The organism is Anaerosolibacter sp. (genome assembly GCF_029240175.1).
In the GTDB taxonomy this organism is placed as follows: Bacteria; Bacillota; Clostridia; order Peptostreptococcales; family Thermotaleaceae; genus Anaerosolibacter.
In genome coordinates this window covers 1-21,970 of the sequence record NZ_JARBTM010000029.1, presented here as the reverse complement: position 1 = coordinate 21,970, position 21,970 = coordinate 1, and the positions used below count along the sequence as shown (strand labels likewise).

The 21,970-nt window shown below is 37.1% G+C and carries 23 protein-coding genes; 1 reads left to right on the top strand and 22 read right to left on the bottom strand.

Annotation, left to right across the window (positions count from 1 at the left end):
- From K0R93_RS17050 to K0R93_RS16960, 19 genes are all read right to left on the bottom strand, one after another.
- Complete coding sequence (locus K0R93_RS17050) at positions 1–714, bottom strand: TVP38/TMEM64 family protein (protein ID WP_300303870.1); 714 nt, start codon at positions 712–714, stop codon at positions 1–3.
- Positions 695–1,870, bottom strand: coding sequence for a (Fe-S)-binding protein (locus K0R93_RS17045; RefSeq protein ID WP_300303867.1), 1,176 nt, complete (start codon positions 1,868–1,870; stop codon positions 695–697). Before K0R93_RS17045 ends, K0R93_RS17050 begins: the two co-directional genes overlap by 20 nt.
- Positions 1,871–1,945: 75 nt before the next feature.
- Positions 1,946–2,650 carry a TVP38/TMEM64 family protein gene (locus K0R93_RS17040; RefSeq protein WP_300303864.1) on the bottom strand — a complete coding sequence of 235 codons (705 nt, stop codon included), beginning with the start codon at positions 2,648–2,650 and terminating at the stop codon, positions 1,946–1,948.
- 19 nt (positions 2,651–2,669) lie between these two features.
- Positions 2,670–3,101, bottom strand: coding sequence for a hypothetical protein (locus K0R93_RS17035; RefSeq protein ID WP_300303861.1), 432 nt, complete (start codon positions 3,099–3,101; stop codon positions 2,670–2,672).
- A gap of 90 nt (positions 3,102–3,191) precedes the next feature.
- Complete coding sequence (locus tag K0R93_RS17030; RefSeq protein WP_300303858.1) at positions 3,192–3,824, bottom strand: YdjY domain-containing protein; 633 nt, start codon at positions 3,822–3,824, stop codon at positions 3,192–3,194.
- Positions 3,825–4,065: 241 nt separating this feature from the next.
- Positions 4,066–5,148 carry a GGDEF domain-containing protein gene (locus K0R93_RS17025; protein WP_300303855.1) on the bottom strand — a complete coding sequence of 361 codons (1,083 nt, stop codon included), beginning with the start codon at positions 5,146–5,148 and terminating at the stop codon, positions 4,066–4,068.
- Between the two features lie 33 nt (positions 5,149–5,181).
- Entirely contained in the window at positions 5,182–5,373 is a 192-nt protein-coding gene (locus tag K0R93_RS17020) for a hypothetical protein (RefSeq protein WP_300303852.1), read from the bottom strand.
- A gap of 438 nt (positions 5,374–5,811) precedes the next feature.
- Complete coding sequence (locus K0R93_RS17015; protein WP_300303849.1) at positions 5,812–6,642, bottom strand: stalk domain-containing protein; 831 nt, start codon at positions 6,640–6,642, stop codon at positions 5,812–5,814.
- Positions 6,643–6,751: 109 nt separating this feature from the next.
- Positions 6,752–7,912, bottom strand: a complete 1,161-nt coding sequence (locus K0R93_RS17010; protein ID WP_300303847.1) for an SH3 domain-containing protein — start codon at positions 7,910–7,912, stop codon at positions 6,752–6,754.
- A gap of 518 nt (positions 7,913–8,430) precedes the next feature.
- Positions 8,431–8,832 (bottom strand): hypothetical protein, encoded by a 402-nt coding sequence (locus K0R93_RS17005; protein ID WP_300303844.1) that lies wholly within the window; start codon positions 8,830–8,832, stop codon positions 8,431–8,433.
- Between the two features lie 2 nt (positions 8,833–8,834).
- Entirely contained in the window at positions 8,835–9,347 is a 513-nt protein-coding gene (locus tag K0R93_RS17000) for a GrpB family protein (RefSeq protein ID WP_300303841.1), read from the bottom strand.
- A 241-nt stretch (positions 9,348–9,588) separates the two neighbouring features.
- Positions 9,589–10,002 (bottom strand): RidA family protein, encoded by a 414-nt coding sequence (locus tag K0R93_RS16995; RefSeq protein WP_300303838.1) that lies wholly within the window; start codon positions 10,000–10,002, stop codon positions 9,589–9,591.
- Positions 10,003–10,048: 46 nt separating this feature from the next.
- Positions 10,049–10,441, bottom strand: a complete 393-nt coding sequence (locus K0R93_RS16990; protein ID WP_300303835.1) for a GNAT family N-acetyltransferase — start codon at positions 10,439–10,441, stop codon at positions 10,049–10,051.
- Between the two features lie 111 nt (positions 10,442–10,552).
- The gene (locus K0R93_RS16985; protein ID WP_300303832.1) at positions 10,553–10,798 is read right to left on the bottom strand and encodes a hypothetical protein; all 246 of its coding nucleotides are present in this window, start codon (positions 10,796–10,798) and stop codon (positions 10,553–10,555) included.
- Positions 10,788–11,270: a YbaK/EbsC family protein gene (locus K0R93_RS16980; protein ID WP_300303829.1), complete on the bottom strand. Its 483-nt coding sequence runs from the start codon at positions 11,268–11,270 to the stop codon at positions 10,788–10,790. Before K0R93_RS16980 ends, K0R93_RS16985 begins: the two co-directional genes overlap by 11 nt.
- 152 nt (positions 11,271–11,422) lie before the next feature.
- Positions 11,423–12,238 (bottom strand): DUF4037 domain-containing protein, encoded by an 816-nt coding sequence (locus tag K0R93_RS16975; protein WP_300303826.1) that lies wholly within the window; start codon positions 12,236–12,238, stop codon positions 11,423–11,425.
- Between the two features lie 218 nt (positions 12,239–12,456).
- Complete coding sequence (locus K0R93_RS16970) at positions 12,457–14,244, bottom strand: SLC13 family permease (RefSeq protein WP_300303823.1); 1,788 nt, start codon at positions 14,242–14,244, stop codon at positions 12,457–12,459.
- Between the two features lie 44 nt (positions 14,245–14,288).
- Positions 14,289–15,890, bottom strand: a complete 1,602-nt coding sequence (locus K0R93_RS16965; protein WP_300303820.1) for a methyl-accepting chemotaxis protein — start codon at positions 15,888–15,890, stop codon at positions 14,289–14,291.
- A gap of 395 nt (positions 15,891–16,285) precedes the next feature.
- Positions 16,286–16,540: an SDR family oxidoreductase gene (locus K0R93_RS16960; protein ID WP_300303817.1), complete on the bottom strand. Its 255-nt coding sequence runs from the start codon at positions 16,538–16,540 to the stop codon at positions 16,286–16,288.
- A 130-nt stretch (positions 16,541–16,670) separates the two neighbouring features.
- On the opposite strand from K0R93_RS16960, the gene K0R93_RS16955 reads away from it, so the two are divergent.
- The gene (locus K0R93_RS16955; RefSeq protein WP_300303814.1) at positions 16,671–18,437 is read left to right on the top strand and encodes a methyl-accepting chemotaxis protein; all 1,767 of its coding nucleotides are present in this window, start codon (positions 16,671–16,673) and stop codon (positions 18,435–18,437) included.
- A 50-nt stretch (positions 18,438–18,487) separates the two neighbouring features.
- Here the strand turns inward: K0R93_RS16955 and K0R93_RS16950 are convergent, their stop codons facing one another.
- The 3 genes from K0R93_RS16950 to K0R93_RS16940 all read right to left on the bottom strand — a co-directional run bounded on the left by K0R93_RS16950 (position 18,488) and on the right by K0R93_RS16940 (position 21,660).
- On the bottom strand, positions 18,488–18,661 hold the full coding sequence (locus K0R93_RS16950) for a zinc-ribbon domain-containing protein (RefSeq protein ID WP_300303811.1): 174 nt from the start codon (positions 18,659–18,661) through the stop codon (positions 18,488–18,490).
- Positions 18,662–18,832: 171 nt separating this feature from the next.
- A complete protein-coding gene (locus tag K0R93_RS16945; RefSeq protein ID WP_300303808.1) occupies positions 18,833–19,912 on the bottom strand; it encodes an NAD(P)/FAD-dependent oxidoreductase in 1,080 nt (359 codons plus the stop codon).
- A gap of 146 nt (positions 19,913–20,058) precedes the next feature.
- Positions 20,059–21,660 (bottom strand): methyl-accepting chemotaxis protein, encoded by a 1,602-nt coding sequence (locus K0R93_RS16940; protein WP_300303805.1) that lies wholly within the window; start codon positions 21,658–21,660, stop codon positions 20,059–20,061.
- Positions 21,661–21,970 lie beyond the last annotated feature (310 nt).

Sequence of the window (21,970 nt, the reverse complement as noted above, 5' to 3'; positions counted from 1 at the left end):
TTAAATCTCCTTATGAAATAGTTTCTGTTGGGGCGAATGTCCTAACTTTTCTTCTACTTTTCTTAAAGAAATCTTGCTTTTTAGCCCTACAGATGCAATCAACAAAATGACCAACAAACTAATAGAAATGTAAAAGCCCGTTGAGCCGATTTCTGTAGCCTTATCTCCTACATTTGTAAATACAATGATACCTGGTATTGTACCGAAGATCGTAGCGACTAAAAAGTCCCTAAACTTTATGTTTGATAACCCTGCACTATAGCTTATAATATCGTATGGAAACAATGGGATAAGCCTAAGTACCAGAATAATCAAGAATCCTTTTTCCTCAATGGTGTTGCTTAAGTCTCCCAAATCTTTTTTTAGGATTTTTTTGATAAAGTTCTTTCCAACAAGCCTAGAAATATAGAAAGACAGGGTTCCACCACACAGTGCACCTATCATCGTATAAACAGATCCCCAGAATAATCCAAAACACATCCCCCCAGCGATGGCAAGAACCGAATCTGGAAATAAAGTCAGTGGTACAATGGTAAACATGATGATATAGATGATGGGCGCCAAGCCACCAAATGAACATACATATTCTTTTATTTGTTGTGGCGTAAAATCTCTAAAAAGATTCCATCGATTTGCTAGAAGAATCATGATTCCTATCATAAGTATAAGAAATCCATATTTCACCACTTTGGTTTTACTTTTTCTGATTTCCACTGTCTCTACCTCCTTCTGCCCTCAATTTGCTTACCTTTCGTTTAGCCGTATATCTATTGGACCATCTTTTTAGCGTACTGATTTGACCTTGATGAAACTCCTTTTTCAAATACATCTTCTCATTAAAGAGAAAATCTAGTATGTGGACTGCCTTTTTCCCTCCATGCTTCATAGACTCAACACATTCTTCACAATAGCTCACGATATATTCTTCTTCTGTTTGGTTGGCCCGCTTTTCCATTTGCCTTGAAGCTAGACCCTTATTGGTAATCCCTAACATGCCCCCTGATCCACAGCACAGTGTATGCTCCCTTGAAAACTCCATTTCCCTTATTTTCAAGCCAAGTTCTTTGCTAATTTTCCGTATTGAATCATGAATACTCTTCTCTTTTCTCGTTGGACAAGGATCATGTATAGCAAAGGTAGTTGAAATATCGGCCCCTATATTCACCTTATCTTCGGGGATTCCAATATCTGCAATAACTTCCCACAAAGACGTAATCTTTTGGTTAGGACTATGCTGTGCCATGCTCTTGTAGCAATTCTGGCACGCCACAATGATCTCCTCTATGCCATGGCTATCAAAACTACTTTGAACTGTTGAATAATATTTGTTAAAGCTTTCCATATCCCCCATAGAATAGGTAGGCTTTCCACAGCAATTCATCATGATTCCAGTTCCAGGCCGCTTTTTCCGCAAATACTCATAGGTTTTCATAACCAAATCTGGATTGTATGCAGTTAAGCTGCATCCAGGAAAAAAAATACTCCTTTTCTTCCCCTCTTCCAGTCCCTTTACATTAGTTGTGAACAACTTTGAAAAGCTATTCTTTTGATGAAATTTAACGGGCCTATAATTTATGGTTTTAGGAAGTTCTCCCCTTTCACCTACAATATTCATCCTCAATGTAAAGAAAACTTTGTTTAAGTCCACCTGCTTAGGGCATACTTGGGTACAATATCCGCATAAGGCACAGGAATAGGGAATGATCGCCTCCACTTGCTGTGCTTCATCTATTCGGGATAATAGTTCCTTCGGTGTTTTGCAATATTGGCTCAGCATGGGACAATTTTCCATACAAAGATTACACCCTATGCATTTTTCCTTTTCTTCTTTCAACAGCTTACTTACCTCATTATCAAATCCCCTATGCATCTATATCATTCCTTTGAAAGATTCTCATGACATAAAAGGATTGCTCCATTATGGCAACAATCCCCAATTTCTACACTATAACTTTGGCGTTTCTTGATTTTTACTTCGATCATTCCAGATTTTCTTGAACAATACAATCATTACACTGAGGGAGAATAGTATTAAAAGACCAAATACGAACTTCTTCACACCACCTGCTAGCATGCCTCCTACATAGGAATATACGATGGTAGCCGGCAGCTGTCCTATCCCTGTTGCCCAGAAAAAGGCCCAAAAGCTCATGGATGTCAATCCTGCAGCATAGCTAACAATATCAAAAGAAATGAATGGAAGTAATCTAGCGATAAGTATTGCATATTTTCCGTACTTTTCAAAAAACTCATCAATATTTTCTAGTGCAAATTTACTGGTAAGCTTCTCTACCGTTGCTCTTCCATAAAACTTCGCAATATAAAAACATAACACAGCTCCAGCCATGGCACTTGCCCATGAAAGCATAGCGCCTTTTACCCATCCAAATAGTCCAGCATTTGCAAATGTGATTAGGAAAGCTGGCAATGGTGCCGCGATGGATTGAAATACCATTAAGAGAAAAGAAATGATGGGTGCCCATATACCGAATGATAATATATAAGCTTTTACAGCTTCCACATCTACTTTACTAAACAGGATAATTACTTCATTTATACTATCTTTCACAGGCTTAACAAATAAATATATGAGTACAATAGCGATTAAAGCGCCTATTTTCATCCAGGTCGATCTTCTTATATCCTTCATTAACGTGGGCCCCCTTATATTACTTGAAAAGAATTCTACTATTTTTAGCAGATTTTTTTTGGATATTTTCACTACAAACTATTGCACCTGCACCAAGTATGAGAAATGAAAGAATTAGGATATTTATCGTCGTAAAGCTCACCCGTGTGCTATGTAAGCCTTCTCTAATAATTGCAGCAGGCAGCACAGATATTCTTTCTGATCCTAATAATAAAACCATGCCTCCAATGGTCAATACCAGATTCCATAAGACAAACTTGAAATTCAGCAGCTTATTCATGTTGCCCTTTTTCTTATCAATAACCATCAAAGTGCAGAAAGAGACCACCATCATAACAAATCCAATCAGCCCAATATTCACCCTCATTTCCAACCATTCGCTTTGAAAGCAAACAACTGCAAATAACACACCCCATAAAAAGCTAATATACAGCATCTTAAAATACTTCATCATGACGCCTCCGTTTCGAAGTGTAACTCATCTTTCAAAACATAGAATAAAAGGCATAGGACATCCATCCAATACCTTTATCTTTTCGTATTATTGTGCAAGTCTAAATATTACAGTAACCTTTGTTCCATCTTCCGGAAGGACATCCTTGTTGCCGAAGAATTTCACTGTATTTGATTCTCCAGTAACATAACTGCTATTGCTTGTGATTCCAACAGCACAGCTATCTAAGCATAAAATACAACCAGTATTTTTTTGTTCTGCTCTTTCAAGGTTTCCACCAAATCTTACATCCATAGGTCTTGGATCGCTTGAAGTAATGATATCTGCGAAAGGAATTTCTTTTCCAAGTCCTTCCCATGTAACCGTAACATCTAGCTTATCCCCTTCTACTTTGATGCCCTTGGCCATATCTTCAAGAGTTACATTGTTACCAGCTTGTGCACCAATATCAAGAAGTGCCTGATGGAATTCTTTTTCACTTACCAAACCTCTTAACACTGATTTCTCGCCATTGGATCCATCTTTATAAACCACACCATGTCTTGTAGGCTCAGTAAAGTATTTACCATTCACCTCAGTTTGCATGCTAACTTCCTTTTTCTCTTTATCTACTGTCATCAAGCTACTTTCATCTGTAACAACATCTGTAGAGTTACTTGTACACCCTGCAAAAACAAGCAAGGATAATGCTACGATTAAAGCTATTCTTAAAATTTTCATATCACGATGCCCCCCATATAAATATACTTCACAGTTATTGATTATACTTGGCATCGTTTTCACTGTCTAATAGAATGTTTTTATACCTTCTTTGATAACCATTAATATACTCAATAAACTTAAATATTTGGCATATTCATGGCTTTATTTACACAATCATTAGTGTATCTCCGTTAAAATAAGTAATACGAGGTTATCGTCGTCTGTGCAATAAAGATGATCTTATATAATCCCTCTAATATTAACTGCTTTCACAGACCTTATCTCTCCCTGTTTGTTTTGCTTTATACAGGGCAGCATCTGCCTTTTCCATAATTTCTTCCAAATTTCCTACATGATCAGGATAGGTTGCAGCGCCTATAGAAACAGTGATTTTAATAATATCATCGTTTCCCACAGGGAAGCTATGTTCTTTTACAGCATCTCTTATTCTTAGACCTATCTCATAAGATCGATGTTTATCACAATCTAAAAGTAAAATACAGAACTCTTCTCCGCCTACTCGTCCAATGATGTCGATGTTTCTAACATTCTTTTTCAGAATATCTGCAAGTTCTCTCAGGACCATATCCCCAATGGGATGCCCAAAAGTATCATTAACCCTCTTGAAATGATCTATATCCACCATGAGACAGGACAACTTTTCATTATTTTCTTTCACTCTGTTGAAACTCATGTTTAGTAAACTATCAAAACTTCTTGTATTATTAAGTCCCGTAAGAAAATCCTTTGTTGAATCTATTCTATAAATTCTATATAGTTCATTAGACCGCCTCGTATACTTCAATAGATAGTACTCAAGGCTTCCAGCAAATATAACCACTATTGCAAATTTAGCTATTATCAAGTAATGACCCTCAACATTCCTTAATAAGTAAAGAAATGTTGTAACCAAAATAGTTAATGCTACAGCTAGTTTAGCAAACCAGTTTTTCTCATAGCCTTTGATTTTTTTGTTGATGATATGAAAACATATGATATATAAACATATATGTACAACAGCAAAGATAGACGACTGATTTATCCCAAAGTATCCTACACGATATAAGATAATAAAAAATCCGGCTACAATCGTTGATAGCAAACCTCCCACACTACTCATGATAATCATTGATAGTGCCCGAAGATCTAGCAGCGTATTTGTGCCAACAACTTGGATAGTATACACCATCATCAATAATCCTAATATACCACCACCGATTCCAATTAGTATCTTCCCATACACTTTACTCATTACGCTTTCATGAGCTTCTTTTAATATATGTCCACCGACAAACGTAAATGAAATCAGTAAAAGCAAATTAATAAATAAATCATTTGCCATCAAAAAGCCTCCTATATTGCTTTTCTTAAAAATTTAAGAAATATATTCATTATAACTAAATAGTAGATGCCTTATGGCTTCAAGGGCTAATCTACATTCATTCACTCCATAAGATAGATGCATGTCAGTTTGAACGATTTTCTGTTCATGTTCTAAACGCTTAATCTCCTCAGAAACATATTTTTCTAGAGCCTTTAAGTCCTCTTGATTCAAAAGACCATACATACAGCCATTCCCTCCATTGCTAATATTGTAAATATACTCATTTCATATGAACCATAGGTGTACTCCAGTATAAAACTCAAAACAAATTGTTCGTTTTGAAACTGTGCAAAATATTTTTCTAGCCATGGATTTTAATTTTTAATTCAAGATATTATGATTGTATATCTTTTAAAAAATAGTGCTTGAGTCCTATTGTACCATAATTTTACTTTATTCTACATGTTTTTACAAGATTTTGTTATTATATTAACATTATTTTATGATTACCTCTTAATATATAATGTAGATAAAATTTCAAAACCAGATAGCAACGATGGATACTTCTCCTAGCACACAGAATTATTTACAGTTTCCTACTTTCATGATAATAGCAAAGGCCTATCTAGACAGATTTATTCGTAAAAATTGCCTAGATAGGCTCTACATTCAAAAATGTTATTAGTATATATAATAGTCCGTTCTGTTCTTAATCTTCTCAATGCTCTCAGGCTCAAGATATATTTCTTCATATATAAAGTTTGTTTTAGGATCTACATACTTTGTAACAACTAGCGTACCTTTAACAGTTACCCATTGATCATTTTCGTAATCAACTGCGTTTTCTGAACGACACACCAATCCCAATACATAGGCATCTGCAGTGCATCCACTTGATTCCTTTCTTACTACTTTAAATTCATTCTCTTTAAAATCGGAACTTCTAAAGACAAATCCCGTAATAATCACTTTCTTTCCATTGTATCTACCAGGATCTGCATAGATTTGGGTGTTTACATATCCGAAGCTCTTATCATCAAAGGTGATAACCCCATTTTGGACAATGTTGGTTTCTTGATTTTTAGCCACCACTTCACTACTATTGATGATTACTGTCTTTGTGGTTCCATCCCAATCAACTTTTGCCCCTAAAGCCTCAGCAACAAATCTGGCAGGTACCAATGTTCTATTATTGATTATGGTTCCTGGCACCTCCAGCTCTATTGCTTTATCGTTTATTTCCCCCTGCTTATTACCTACTGTCAATACAACCTTGATCTCTCCTTTTGTTGCTGTAACTGTCTTGGTTGTATCATCCCAATCAATTTTTGCCCCCAGAGCTTCAAATATTGTACGTAGCGGTACTAACGTTCTTCCCTGTATAGATGCTGGCGCAACATCAAAAGTTAATGGGTCTCCATCCAATGTTACCTTTATATCATTGGATGAAGCATCCACAGATGTACTTAAAAGCATCATGGTTAAAAGAATCGCAGTAAAAATTCTCTTCATATCCATTCCCCCTTATTTTTACGCAACGATCATAACCCATTATAATGAAAGCTATTTCTATATGCTTTAAATAATTCCTACAATTGAGACAGTCCTTTATTCTAAAAGCCTAATCAATTAAATAAATCTCTACATTCTTCTCTCTACCAAAATTTTTCACTTCTTCTAGTTGCTTATTTCCATTGTCACCCAGGTAGATATCTATCGTTCTCCCTTTTACCCCGCCTCCTGTATCTCCGGCAATATAAATTCCATTATATTTTGATCGCCAATCATCTGCTTCAAAGAGAACTAAAATTCTACTACCTAAGGAGATCTCCCTTGAATCGACGGCAACCACCATAACATCTCCCCACTGTTTGCCATTCAAATCCATGCCCGTACTTGTAAAGCCTCTATGCTTTTCACCAACGGCTTTCCCGCAGGATGAAATAGACAAGTCATAGGCTGTAGCCGTAAAATCTTTTCCGATTAGGGTTGATACTTTCTTAATATCCTCAAAGACATCATTTACACTGTTGCTTTTATCTACTTGTGGAGCTGCATATTTGCTAAAATAGCTATTCTTTTTTTGATCAATGACCTCGTGAACTGTTTTCATCTGATACTTATCTATCCATCCCTCTTGTCCATCTGGCAGTATCACATGGAAATAGTCCGCTGTATAGTCCTTCAATAAAACAGTCGTGCTTTTTTCTACTTCAAAAATTGTGTCACTATTATATGTTGGTTCTGCCTTTATTTCCGTTTTGTCTTCCATAACCATCGCCTTTGGATAAATAGGTGTTGTTGTTACTGTAATATGCTGAACAGGTACCCAACCAATGATTTCGTCACCTATGGCAACATGGAACCATGTTCCCTGTTGTGCTATTATACTAACTTTAGAAGTAAAGCCCAACGCTCCCATAGGCGCTGAATTGGAATCAGGAGACTCATATACACGGAGATAATCTCCATTTACGATCCCTTCCTTTATAGGATTTTTACTGTTATCAGCAATAAGAACTGATTGGCTAGATATCCATCCGTGAACACCGTTTTCTGTTGAAATTTTTAACCATTTGCCTTCATTCCCTAATACAGAAATACGATCTCCGGCTCCCGCACTGCCAATCACTTTGGAATTTCCTTGAGGCTTTTCATGGATGTAAAGAATTTTATCAATGACGACAGCTTCCGTAATCTCTTCTCCAAATACAACGACACTCGTATAGATTATGCATAGGATCACCATGATCATAGCAACAAAAGCACTTCTAATTCTCACTACTTAAATCTCCCCTCTCTTTTTCATCTGGCAAGTGAAAGTTCCCTATCACCCTTTGTTTCTCTATGAGATTCATTTAGGAAGAGCTTGGAAACCAGCTTCTCTAGCACAAGATACTCTCCTTTACCAAAAAACGTAATTTTCAGCAATGCTTATAATAAAAACCTAGATTTGTCTAGGTCTTTTTACATAGATATTCCGAGCTATGCAGTAATCGGTCTGCATACGTAGTATTTTATTATGTAATATTCTATCGGGATATAAAAACTCCTCCTAATTTCCTATAAAAAATGAGTACAATTTCCTATTTTAAAAGCAGCTGTCTGCAGAAATCATATGCTTCAAACTACTTGGATTGGCTTTTGGCAGTTAGCTAAGTATGAATAATCTATAAAGAAACAAAGAAAAATCCTTAGGTTTAAGGACTTTTCTTTGTTTTTAGGGTGTAAGTAATTCTATAGGTTTGGATTTAGAATATCTCTAAATATTAATTTTATCAAATTTGTAAAACAAGAAAATTATGATGTAAAGGTTTTTCTGTTAAAGTATTTTATTGTCGGTAAAATAAATATTAATCCGATAATTATTGCTATCGGGTTCTGATAAACAGATTGTTGTCCACTTTGTAGCGATGCAACAATCCATGCTGCTAAAAAATATACATGGACACTTACCATGAGCCAATAACCCCATCTTTTAAGCCTTAAATATCCATAGGATATGATTAAGAGAATGCTCGCTGCTAATATTTTCATTATCCATGCTGGTAAAATAGGGATCTGCAACAAAGTAGGCAGTGGCTCAAAGCGAATTCCAAATCGTTCTATAAACTCTGGAAACAATGATAATATCACTAAAAACGCACTCAGAATAAATCCGTCTCCAATGAATGTTATGATAAAAGGTCTATTTTCACCCATACTTATAATCCACACTTTTTATAAATTTCAGCGATACAAGGGTTTTTGCTTTCCATATAACGATCGATATCTGTAGGGTGCTCTGTTGCTGCATGTAATTTGATTGCACTATATTTTTCCCTATCTTCTTTATGGGTTCTCAAATAATCTCTGAAAACAACGTGTCTTTTTAATTCATTAGAATCCTGAGGACATACGTATAAATGATGGGTCATACACTCATGCTTTTCTGTGTATGAAAAAGCTTCTCTGTCCTTGATTCCTAAATCTCCCTCATGACAATAACCTAGATTTTTCAGGCGTGATTTAACATCCTCAAACTTGTGATAACCTTCAATAATGATATCTATATCAATAATTGGTTTGGCCGATAACCCTTCCACCGAAGTACTCCCTACATGCTCAATTGTAACAATGCTGTTTTCAAGAGCTTTCTCTAGATATACTTTTATTTTTTGAAACTCATCCTTCCACTTAGGATCATATGGGATAACAATCACTCGTTTTGTTTTCATTTAATTACCTCCAATATGAATGCTTTTGATTACTACCCATTCCGCTTTAAGATTATACCTTTTGGGCTAGGGCAATGTCCCTGCCCGGTCCATAATCTCTTGCCATACCAATTATATCATATGAATTAGAAGTTTTTTACAGTTCAATATAAAATAAATGGTATACCCTCCCGAATGATATTTTTATTTGATATCAAACTCAAAGGCTACACCATTTACTTTTCATACTCTCCTATTATGCTCATTTTGTAAGTTTTTCTATTGCCGCAACTGCTTCAATTTCCACCAATTGATTCGTATATCCTAATACGGTAACCCCAGATAAAGTACTTGGGACATCATGTTCACCAAACGCTGTTCTTATTGCTCTCCAAGCAGTTACCAAGTCTGATCGGTTTTGAGATGCAACAAGTACTCTGGTATATACGATATTTTCTAGGGAGGCACCACATTCCTTTAATGCTTCTTTCAAATTCTCCACACAAAGTTTTGCTTGAAGCTCATAGTCATCTAAGTGCGGCACTTCTCCGTCTTTATTAATAGGGCATGCTCCAGCCAGAAATAATAAATCCATGTCTGAAGATACCTGACTAGCATATGCGTAATCAACGGAAGCCAGATTCGCTGAATGAATTAATGCTATTTTTTTATTCATCTTAAGTCCTCTCTTTTATTGTAATTTAGTACATAATGCCACAATCTTATCCTTTTCGCTTATAAATCAAAGATATTGGCCCATCTTCGAAACCCAAGCTTCTATAGAATTCCTCGTTCCTGACACTCCCCCTCAACATGTATGTAACCTGGTTGCTGCTATCTAATATCATATTTATTAAAGTCTTGCCAATACCGTTTCTTCTGTATTTTGAATCAACCACGACATTATTTATTTGTCCATTAAATACATAATCAGTTGTACATCTGGCAAATCCAACCATAATTTCTTCATCCCATGCAGTAACTACTATTTGAGAATTCTCAACCATGGTTTTTAACCTACTCATATCATTCGTTTTATCATCCCATCCGGCCTCATTGAATAAAGTATTTAACCTATCATAATCAACTTTTTTATCGGTATGATACACAATCATTAAATAACTCACTCCCCCTATTCATTTTCAGAAGAAGCCATAGCCATAACCGCTTCTTTGCAGCAGATAAATTAATGTTGTTTAGCATTTCATAATGTTCGTTTCATTCAGTTACCTTTTTGAATTGTGTTCCTTCTGCATCTCTAAATATGATTTATGCAATAAATCTTTGAGCACCAAAACCTTGTCATCTAAAGAGTATTTATAGATTGTCATCATTTCTTTTGCCATTTCAGTAAACTTTCTATGGTACATCTCGCAATCTACAGCACTTTGATACTCAAAAAGAATCGGATACAGTTTTGTCCAATTAATCTCATAGCTATTTGTGCTGGTCATTGATACTTCAGCTCTCATTCTCTTGCCATCCTTTACATACGTCAATCCATCCCAAGCTGTTCGAATATTTTTCTAATTCATCTGGGGTTAGCTCGATTGCACTATTGCTGCTGCCACACGCTGGAAAGACTGTGTTAAATCGTCTTAAAGAAATATCCAAATATACCCTGACATTATCATTTACGCCGAAGGGACATACTCCGCCAATCTCATGCCCAACAAATTCTATTACCTCATCTGGCGCAAGCATCTTTGCTTTTGTCTTAAATAATCCCTTAAATTTTGCATTATCAATTTTTGTATCGCCGGCAGCAACGATTAATATATAATTGTCGTCAACCTTAAATGATAACGTCTTTGCAATACGTTCTGGTTCACAATGTAACGCTTGTGCTGCAAGCTCTACAGTTGCACTTGAGACATCAAACTCCAATATCATTTCATCCTTGTTCCACCGCTTTAAATATTCTCTAACTTTATCAATTGCCATTTTCATAATCTCCTTGTGTTTGTGCTATTGTTCATGCAATCCCTATGTCACGTTATTCTATAGCATAATAATGCTGTGATTTAGCTACTTTCTCTTTAGTTCAAAAAACAAACCATCCCAAAGAGTAATTATTGTATCTGCATCTTTAACGATCAAGAATGAGTATACATTTTTTTCATCTCATCGATCATATCTTTCCATAGTACATAAGATTGGCTTATACCATCCGCATAACTACCAAACTTGAGCATATCTAATAATCTTTCACTGCATCTTTCAGGTTTCATATCAAAATTCTTGATGAAATCCAAGGTTCTTTTTCTACTAGGAAAATAAATCCTGTTCATGGCGAATAATGCCTGCAGAAAATGATCAATAGCTAAATCTATTGCGAAATGATAAAACAACACATCTTTTCTAGCAGCTGCACGTTCTAGATCTTCCGTATCATCAAGTTTATCTAGATGATATTGTACAAGTATTTCCGCTAATTTATCTGGATATTCATGCAATCTTTTCTTTAATAACCCCAGAAAATCATTTTCATCATATAAGATATTGATATCCTTAAACATGGCACAGCGGCCGACTGGATAATAATAATTGTCCAACTTGTCTGGATAATCACCGTTAAGTATAGATTCCACATCTTTCAGGGTTTCATTTACTGTAAAATACATTAGCCAGGTTTCAATTCCGTTTATCAGCACATAATCCCCTGCTCCCCAGTGACCTCCTTCAAAGATATTAACGTTCCTTTCTTGTATTAACTCTCCCATTTGATCTATTAACGCTTCTCTCTTCTCAAGTTTAGGTATCACATCGCAATATATGAAAATATCAATGTCGCCTTCACCAGCCTTTGGAATTGGTGCCTTGCCACCACTTATGCCTATCGACTGAACTTCCTTCATTTTTGAAATGCCTTCTATAAATGAGTTTATTATTATTTTAGTATCACCGACCATCCCAATCCCTCCTTTATGCTGTTCTACTATCCTGATTCAGCTTTCTATCATATTAACTTCTACATATTCCATTTATTACCTCCTTCAAAGAATAGATATGGCTATTTTTCATAGGCTAATTTACTTGTAATATATAATTTCATACCTGTGCTCCAGCAAAAAAAAGAGCAGGATTCACCCAGCTCAAGCTTATGCTTACATTTTGATCCCAACTATATTTAAAAGGGCCATACGTATAAAATCAATGGTACCCCAATCGTAATAACTAAAATAGATAAGGGTAAGCCTAACCGCCAATAATCTGTAAAATGGTATCCACCAGGGCCCATGACCAACATATTAGATTGATGCCCAATTGGTGTTAAAAATGCTGAAGACGAGGCTACACAAACACTCATGAGAAGTGGGTCTGGAGAAACACCCATAAATCCGGCCAAACTTATGGCAATGGGTGCCATCAATACTGCAGAGGCAGAATTGTTAATTAGGTTTGTCAATACTATGGTTAACAACATTAGCACAACAAGCATTGAAGGTGGTGACAAAATTGTAGCTACCTTTATTAATATATTGGCTATGGTATCAGATCCCCCACTGCTTTGCAGCGCACCTCCTAGGGGCAGTAAGGAGCCTAACATGATAATGGTTGGCCATTCAATCGCATCGTAAAATTCCTCAATGTTAATTACTTTTACAAATACCAATAATACAGCAGAAAGAGAAAATGAAATTTGAACAGGGATGACCCCTGCACTGGTGGCAACAATGGATGCTAGAAATATCCCCAGGGATATGTATTGTTTCTTTTTGGCCTTACCCACATTAAGTCCAACACCACGTTCTGCAAGGGGCAAACACCGCAGCTTAGAATAAGTCTCCTGCAGAATGCTTTCTGGCACTTGCATCAACAAAATATCTCCTGTCTTAAAGCGGAAAGTCTTTAATCGTTTGACTGGCGGGATGCCTATTCTAGACACTGCAACCAAATTGACATTAAAGCTATTTCGTAATTGAATTTCCACAGCGGTTCTTCCAATCAATGGCGAGTCCTCTCTTAATACCACCTCTACCAATGCAAAGTCCTCTGACTTCAAAGAAGTTTCCGAGTTTAAACACTCTGCTTTTGCTCCCTTTAGAGATAAGCCTGTCTTTTCAATAAGATTGGTCAGTTCGGAAGAAATCGCTTTTACAATCAAGATATCACTAGCCATCAACTGTTCACTTGCAAGGGGAGCAATGATTTTCCGGCCATTTCGTATGATGCTGAGTACATTGACCTCCAGTTTGTGAATTCCATAAAAGTCCCTTAGGGTTTTCCCAATCATTTTACAGCGGTCAGCTACAATTACTTCAGATAAATAATCTTCAATATGAAACAACGACTCATCTTCTCTAGCTTTTCGCGTTGGAATCAGCCGCCAGCCTAAGAGTGTTATAAATATGACCCCTATACTCATCAATACAAGCCCTACCGGCGCAAAATCAAAAAATGCAAACCCATCATAGCCTGCTTCAACACGGTAGGTAGAAACAATCAAGTTGGGTGGTGTCCCAATTGCTGTTAACATGCCCCCCAGCAAGGATGCGAACGACACAGGCATCAAAAACTGGGACGGCGACATTTTACTATCCTTGGCAACACGTATTGCAATTGGCATAATCAGCGCTAAGGCACCTACATTGTTCATAAAACCAGATAATAATGCCGTTACAACCATTAAGCCCATAATTTTTATGGAAACATCCTTCGGTCCTTTGTTCAGCAGAACAACCAAATGATCAACGACCCCTGTTTTGATTAATGCACTGCTAATCACCAATACCGAAGCTACCGTTATGACCGCAGGATGACTAAATCCTAAAAACGCATTTTCAGGAGAAATGACCCCCGTAATAACCAATACAAGCAATCCGAAAAAGGCCACAAAATCATAACGAACGCTACCGTCTATAAAGAAGAATAATGCTGCTGCTATCACAGTAAATACAATAATCTGTTGTGTCATATTCGCCTCCTGTATTAAAAGCCATCCATTTACAACCACCATTATTAAACCTTAAAAACGCTTATGGATTCTGATAATACATTCACCATCTCACTTAAATCCTGAATAGATGCACTGATTTCTTCCATAGAGGCAGTTTGTTCTTGTGCTGATGCGCTGATTTGCTGGGTTGCGGCTGCTGTCTCTTGGGATACTGATGCTACGCTTTTGATAGAATCTAATACATTTCCCTTTAGATTATCAACAAAAATAATATCCTTGTTTAAAATTTCAATTTTCTTTGTCACTTCCTCAACCGAGGTCTTTGTTTGTTCAAAAACTTTTCTTGTTTGGTTTAGAACATTGGCTGCATTTTGTACAACCACCTTATTCTCTGTCATTGTGCTGCTGGCATTCCCAATAACCCCGATGATTTCTGTAATAATATGTTGTATGTTCTTTGTAGCATTTGATGATTGTTCTGCCAGTTTTCTGATCTCATCTGCTACAACAGCAAAGCCCCTTCCATGTTCTCCAGCTCGTGCCGCCTCGATAGCAGCATTTAAAGCCAATAGATTTGTTTGACTTGCTATGGATTCGATAGTTTCTACGATCATCCCGATAGACTTTGATCGATCTGCCAGAGATTCAATGTTCGCGCCTACGATTTCCGTTGTTTGTGCATTTTCCTCAAATACATCTACCAGTTGGATAATTGAATCCATTCCGATTTCATTTTCATTGCGCATATTTCCTGTATTCTCTAAGGCAATGGTCATGTTCTGGGCCATACTTTCAATTTTATCCGATAAGTCATCTGTCATATGTACACTATTGTCCATCTCTGAAGCCTGGGTCGTAGCACCTGCCGCAATTTGTTGAACGGCACTTGAGACCTCTTCCATCGATGCACTTGTCTCCTCCACGGATTCTGCAATAATACCAAAGGTAGTCTCTAATTTTACAGAAATTTCTTTTGCATTGGATACCAAATTTCTAATGTTCTCCGTCATCTTATTAAAATTCTCTGACAGTACCCCGATTTCATCCTTTGTTTTTACTTCTAGCCTAACTTGCAAATCTCCATTACCTGCTTGTCCCATGACATTTGATAAGGAATTTAAAGGCTTTATAATCTGCTTGTTTACTAAGAAAAAAATAACCAACACGGATATGATTGAAGCGATCATTAAAGTAATGATCATTCCTGTTCGTAATGAATGAAGGGGCCCAATAAACTCTTCTGTAGGTATACCTATCACCACAATATGATCATTTACTTTCTTAAAAACGGTATATCTCTCTGAACCGTTATATATATAGGTGAGGTTCCCTTCTTGCTTTGCAAGAATTGTTTTTCCCCAATCATAATCATTTAGGTTTATTCCTATGGTTTCTCTATTCTTATGAATTTCAATGAAACCGTTTTCATCCACTATATAACCATACCCACTGACACCCACGCTGATCTTATCTAGCAAGCTCTGCATATCGACATTGCCCTTTTCAAGCATTGATACCGCTGTTTCAAGTTCTGCCTCAGCTTGGATATATAATTGATCCAATATGATGCTCTCCGCTTTATAATAGCTAATAACCCCTAGTGTACCAATCCCAAGTATTATCACTGCTAATATTGGTGCGAGTATTTTTGTCTTTAGTTTCATACGTTTTGTTCCTCCTCATTTGCTTAGCTTATATGAACATTATTAATATCTATCCTCGCTTTCTTCAATCACACTGTTTCATTACACAAATTGGCTAGCCTTCCTAACGTTAGGAAAGAATCTACGCTATATATACCATCGATTGTTGTTTTATAAACATTGTTATTCTAATAACATTCTTCCTGACATTACCTGCATTGAGCTAACAGCTGCTTATTAATTTCTTCATCATTATGGGGCTCCCTATAAAGGGTCTCGCTGATTTTTATATATCTGAATATCTCACGCCCAAACAAACAAAGGCTGAAAAATAAGTCCGTTAGGTATACTATCCGGTTACTTATTTTCAGCCTAAGCAATAAATCATAATCTTATGGAAGTCTTGCAAATTGGTGTTACAGGGATGCTTGCCACCCGCCATCAACATAAACGGTGTGCCCATTTACATAATTTGACGCATCTGAGGCCAAAAATATGGCAGTCCCTATTAGCTCTTCAGGTACTCCCCATCTTTTGAGCGGTACTTCACTTTGAACCCAACGATTAAATTCAGGATCATTCACGAGCTTCTCCGTTAGATCTGTAATAAAATACCCTGGTCCTATGGCATTCACCTGTATGTTATATTTCCCCAAAATCATTTTTTTCATTTTCCATTATAAACCATCATTGCACTGGGCCGATAATAGAGGATTTTGACACATATTGTCGAATCATGTTTAAATAGATTGCATACCTATGCACTATTGTTATTTAAAAATAAACACTGGAGGAAAGCTTATGAAGACAAAGAAAATCAAATTGAACTTGACAAACTCTATTCGTACAAAGCTCATCGCAATGACATCGCTACTTCTGATTCTTCCGTTGCTGGTTGCAGGACTTGTCAGCTATCGAATTTCAACCACCGAGCTAAACAAAAAAGGCGAAGTAATACTTAAGAACAGCGTTAAGCAAGCACTTCAGCTTATTGATGCAAAACAACAAGAAGTAAATATGGGAACTATCACATTGGCAGAAGCTCAAGAAGACGTCAAGATCTACCTATTGGGAAAGATGGATAGTGAAGGCAAGCGACAAATTAATAAGAACATCAATTTAGGTGAACATGGCTACTTTGTTGTCTATGATGAAAGTGGCTTGGAAGTGGCTCATCCTTCCTTAGAAGGGAAAAATGTATGGGATGTGGAAGACAAGAGCGGCAGTGGATTTAAACTGGTTCAGGAACAGATTAAATCTGCCAAAAGCGGTGGTGGATTTGTTTATTATACCTGGACGTTACCCAACTCTGATCAGGTTGGCGAAAAAATATCCTATCAAGAAAAAGATCCCCATTGGGGCTGGATCGTCTCCGCTGGTTCTTATATGCAGGACTATAACCAAGGTTCCTATGCCATCTTAAAATTGCTGTTATTTATTTTAATAGGCTCTACCATTCTGGGCGGGGTCGCCATCATCCTATTTTCCAGACATATATCCGTACCTATACAAATGATTCGAAATCACTTAGAGGAGGTTTCTAAAGGAAATCTTCGAATTATGGAACTGAATATCTCTAATAATGATGAAACGGGTATGCTGGCCGACTCATTTAATGTCATGTTAAAAAATATGAAGCAGTTGATCTCCACCATGAAAGATTCTTCAACGACAGTCATGAAGTTTTCAGAGTCTTTAGCTACCATTACGGAAGAGACTTCTAGAGCGATCAATGAAGTAGCAACAACCATTCAAGAGGTGGCTCAAGCCGTTGGAGAAGAAGCAAGCAGCACTGAAAATGCAGTACATAGGGTTGATATTTTGGCAGATAATATTGAAACCGTAGCTCATTCTGCCCTACATATGGATCAAGTAGCTACTGAAACAGATCAGCTAAGCACCAAAGGATTACGCGCCGTAGAAACATTAATTGATACCACAAAGAAGAACAATACCGCAACAGATACTATTAGCGATGTTATCCATAAAGTAAGTGAAAGCAGTAACAAAATTAATATCATTACAGAAACAATTACCCAAATCTCCCAACAAACAAATCTGCTTGCTCTTAATGCTTCTATAGAAGCCGCCCGGGCTGGTGATGCTGGAAGAGGCTTTGCTGTAGTAGCAGATGAGATCAGAAAACTGGCTGAACAATCAGAAAAAGCAGTAAATGAAATTAAGGATATTATCGGCGATATTCATAAGCACTCCCGTTCCTCTGTGGAAACCATGGAACTGGTCAAGTCTGTGTCCAGAGAACAAAATATTGCCGTAGATGATACCAAAAATGCCTTCAGAGAAATATCTACTGCCCTAAATACGCTGATCGTCAGTGTAAACGAAATTAGCAAGGAAAGCTTATCCATGAGGAATATGAAAGATGAAATTGTAGGTATCATGGAAAATATCTCTGCCTCTACACAGCAAACATCCGCTGCTACTGAAGAGGTTTCTGCCTCATCTGAAGAACAGTTGGCAGCAGTAGAAGAAGTCTCTAGCCATGCCCATGAATTAAAAACGCTGTCTGCCCAGCTTGAACGGGTTGTAGAACAATTTAAGATATAAATAAAAACCCCAGTGGGATAAATCCCCTGGGGTTAAATATTGAAGTTATATTATCTTCTGAAACCTCTGTTGTTATTGTTTCTTTGCTGCTTCTTTGCTTGTCTACAAGCTGGACATCTTTGAGGTTCGTTTTCAAAACCTTTTTCCTTGTAGAATTCTTGCTCGCCTTCTGTAAAAACGAAGTCTTTTTCACAATCTTTACATGCTAAAGTCTTATCTGCCATTTCAACATTCCTCCTTTTTGATTAATTAAGATTTAATCTTGTTCACATTATTATCCTAAAAAGAGGAAATGTTGTTAACTGTATTAAATCTATCCTAGATGATAATTTAACCATCTTAGCCTTTTCATCATAGCATTATATAGAAAAAAAAGCAACATTTATTATACATCTTCATACAAACGGTCTCAATAGATAACTGGCAAACCTTAATGGATCATGATGTCCACTGTTAAAGAGCTTTTGTCCAACTCTTCCGCTTAAGGCTCTCACCATGAAGTCCAGTTTAGGATTGTCCGCTTTTTCCATCCCCCTTCTTAGTATCAATGAATTATCATATCCCTTCCGTAAGGGTTTCACTAGCTCCTCATATTGTTCCCAACCGCACAGATCGTGGGCTGCATAAATACCTGTCAAAATAGCCATCCACTGCCCAAACCCCAGAAATGGCATAATTGAACCAAAGCAATTTCCAGTAAATAATGTATTTCCTATTCTTGCCTGTTGGCAGCTACCAATAATATATTTACGAACCTCAAATCTGTCAGTAACCCTCAATTCTTGATTCAATTTCGTGCATACTTCTTGGTAGAACTTTTCCCATAACGTATCAATGTTCTTAACTATATTTTCTGGATAATCTGGATATGCAATAACAATATTTGCCTCCCTGTCTGAAAAGGGGATCAAGTATGCATATCCCTTTGGCGCAAAATCATTGTTTAACCATGCAGTAACTGACTGTGCTTTGAAGTTACCTTCAATCGTTGCCCCCTTTAACGTTACCGATAAATCTTTCTGATAATTACCTAGCTTAATCGCATATTCCCCATCCCCTGTTGCCATGACCACATGGGTAAATTCCTTCATTAATTGATTGTATGTATAGTCACTATTATAAATGATCTTGCTTTTTACTTGCCGCGCTAGCTGCTTTTCAAAAGAATCTTCATGGCGTCCTCTTATATTCGTAAATCCTAAAAATCCAGTAATAACGGCTGTCTCCTTCTCTCCATATAGTGTAAGCTCAGCAATATTGCTCACTGGATGTAAATAAATATGGTGCTTCTCTGCTAAATAGGCTATACAATCATAAACTGGACGTTCTAAAATAGAAAGGAGTATCTCTCCATTAACAAACCTGTCTCCCACCTGACTCCTGCTTTCAAATATGGTTACATCTATGCCATGTCGTTCAAGGGTCAATGCGCAGGATAGACCGGATAAACCCGCACCCATGATTGCTACCTTCATTTTATCACCTTCTGCATTTCAATTTATTTTCTAGCGATCTCCTACTTGCTTTAATATTCTTTTCATTAATATAAAAAAAGATTCCTAATTATATATCAGGAACCTTCGTGTTTTCCTAAAAATATTCTGTTTCTTCATAGAATGCATTAAAACCTAAACATTTTTATACTATCGCTCAGTTCATGAACCATAGCATTCAGTTCCAGCAAGGATGAGGATATCTCCTCCATAGAAGCCGTTTGCTCTTCGGCAGATGCACTAATCTGTTCGGTAGATGCTGCAGTCTGCTGAGACACTGAGGATATGCTCTCTATGGCCTTTAAGACATTTGTTTTTGCAGTACCCATTTCGTTGATATCTGCGCCTAGCAAATCGATCTGGCGGGTTACCCCTTCCACTGCACCCCTTATGCCTGTAAACGTTTCTTTGGTCTCTATCATGGCACTATTGGCATTGGCTACGATGATCTTGGCCTCTTCCATGGTATGGTTTGTTGTGCCTATGACACGGATAATTTCGCCAATAATACTTTGTATCTCCCCTGTTGCCTTTGCAGACTGTTCTGCCAGCTTTCTAATCTCATCTGCCACAACAGAAAATCCTCTGCCTTGCTCCCCTGCCCGTGCTGCCTCAATGGCAGCATTTAATGCCAACAAGTTGGTTTGCTCTGCGATTGACTTAATCGCTTCCACAATCATTGAAATAGACTTAGACTTTTCAGCCAATGTTCCTACATTTTCTGCCACAACAGCAGATGCCTTCGTATTCTCTTCAAATCTATTCTCAAGGACGTGGATTGCTTTCATTCCCTGTTCATTCTTTAATTGCATATCTGTGGTTCTCTCGGTAGTAACCTTGACTTTTTCATTGGCAGTTGCTATTTTATCTGCTAGTATATTCGTTATCTCTAGACTATTTGCTGTTTCTACAGCTTGATTCGTTGTTCCTGCCGCAATTTCTTGAATGGTCTTAGCGACTTCTACTGTTGAAGCGCTCACCTCCTCTGTGGAGGATGCAATAATTTCCGAAGCTTGCTGGAGTTTTAAAACCGTTTCCTTTACGCTGCTGACCAATAGCTTAATATTTTCTGTCATATGATTAAAGCCTTCACCCAATGTACCCATTTCATCCGTTGAATTTAGATCCATCCTTACACTCAAGTTTCCTTTTCCCGCTTGTGCCATAGCATCCATGAGCTTATTTACAGGTCTGATGGTGGTTTTATTAATTAACAGTGTAATGATCAAGGTAGCTGCCAACATTGCCCCCAGTAGTATAATACCAATCTGTGCCTTTAAGGCATTTAAAGGTTCGATAAACTCTTCCGTGGGTACTGCTACCACTACGATACTTCCCCCCACAGCCTGAAACACAGCATATTTCTCTAATCCATCAAAAGTATATGTAAGCTCCCCATTTCTCTTCTCAAGAATCGTCTTTCCCCAATCATAGTCCCCTAAATTTGTAGAGATCATCTCGCTGTTTGGATGTACAGTAATGATCCCCCGATCATCCACCACATATCCATAGCCTTCTTCCCCTATTTTTAATGTTTCTATCAATGTCTTCAAGCTCGAACTATTTAGCTGCATGATGGTAGTGATGGTATTTAACTCATTACCTGCTTGCTCCTGCAGCTGTCCCATGATTGTCCCTTTGGCATTGTAATAATTGCTTAAGCCTAGCACACTGATGGCAACAATCATAACCAACAGGATCGGAACAAGCATTTTACTTCTTAATTTCATGGACTATCCCCCCTTTTGCTGATTAGATCTAAAATATATATTTGTTTTATTTTCTATTTTATTTCGATAACTTACGACAATAGTCCTGCATTTTAGGAAAGCGTTTTTTTGTCCTTTACAATAGTAAATTTTTACCCTTTACAGGTATTTATTCTGTTTTGTTAAAATATAAACTATCTCTAAACTACGTATTAAATAAAAGATGCGACACAAGATCGAGATCATGATTTTCAACGTAGGGGTTGCATAGTATGCAACCCGCCTAAATTTTATGGCATTCCTACGGGTCGCATACTATGCGACCCCTACA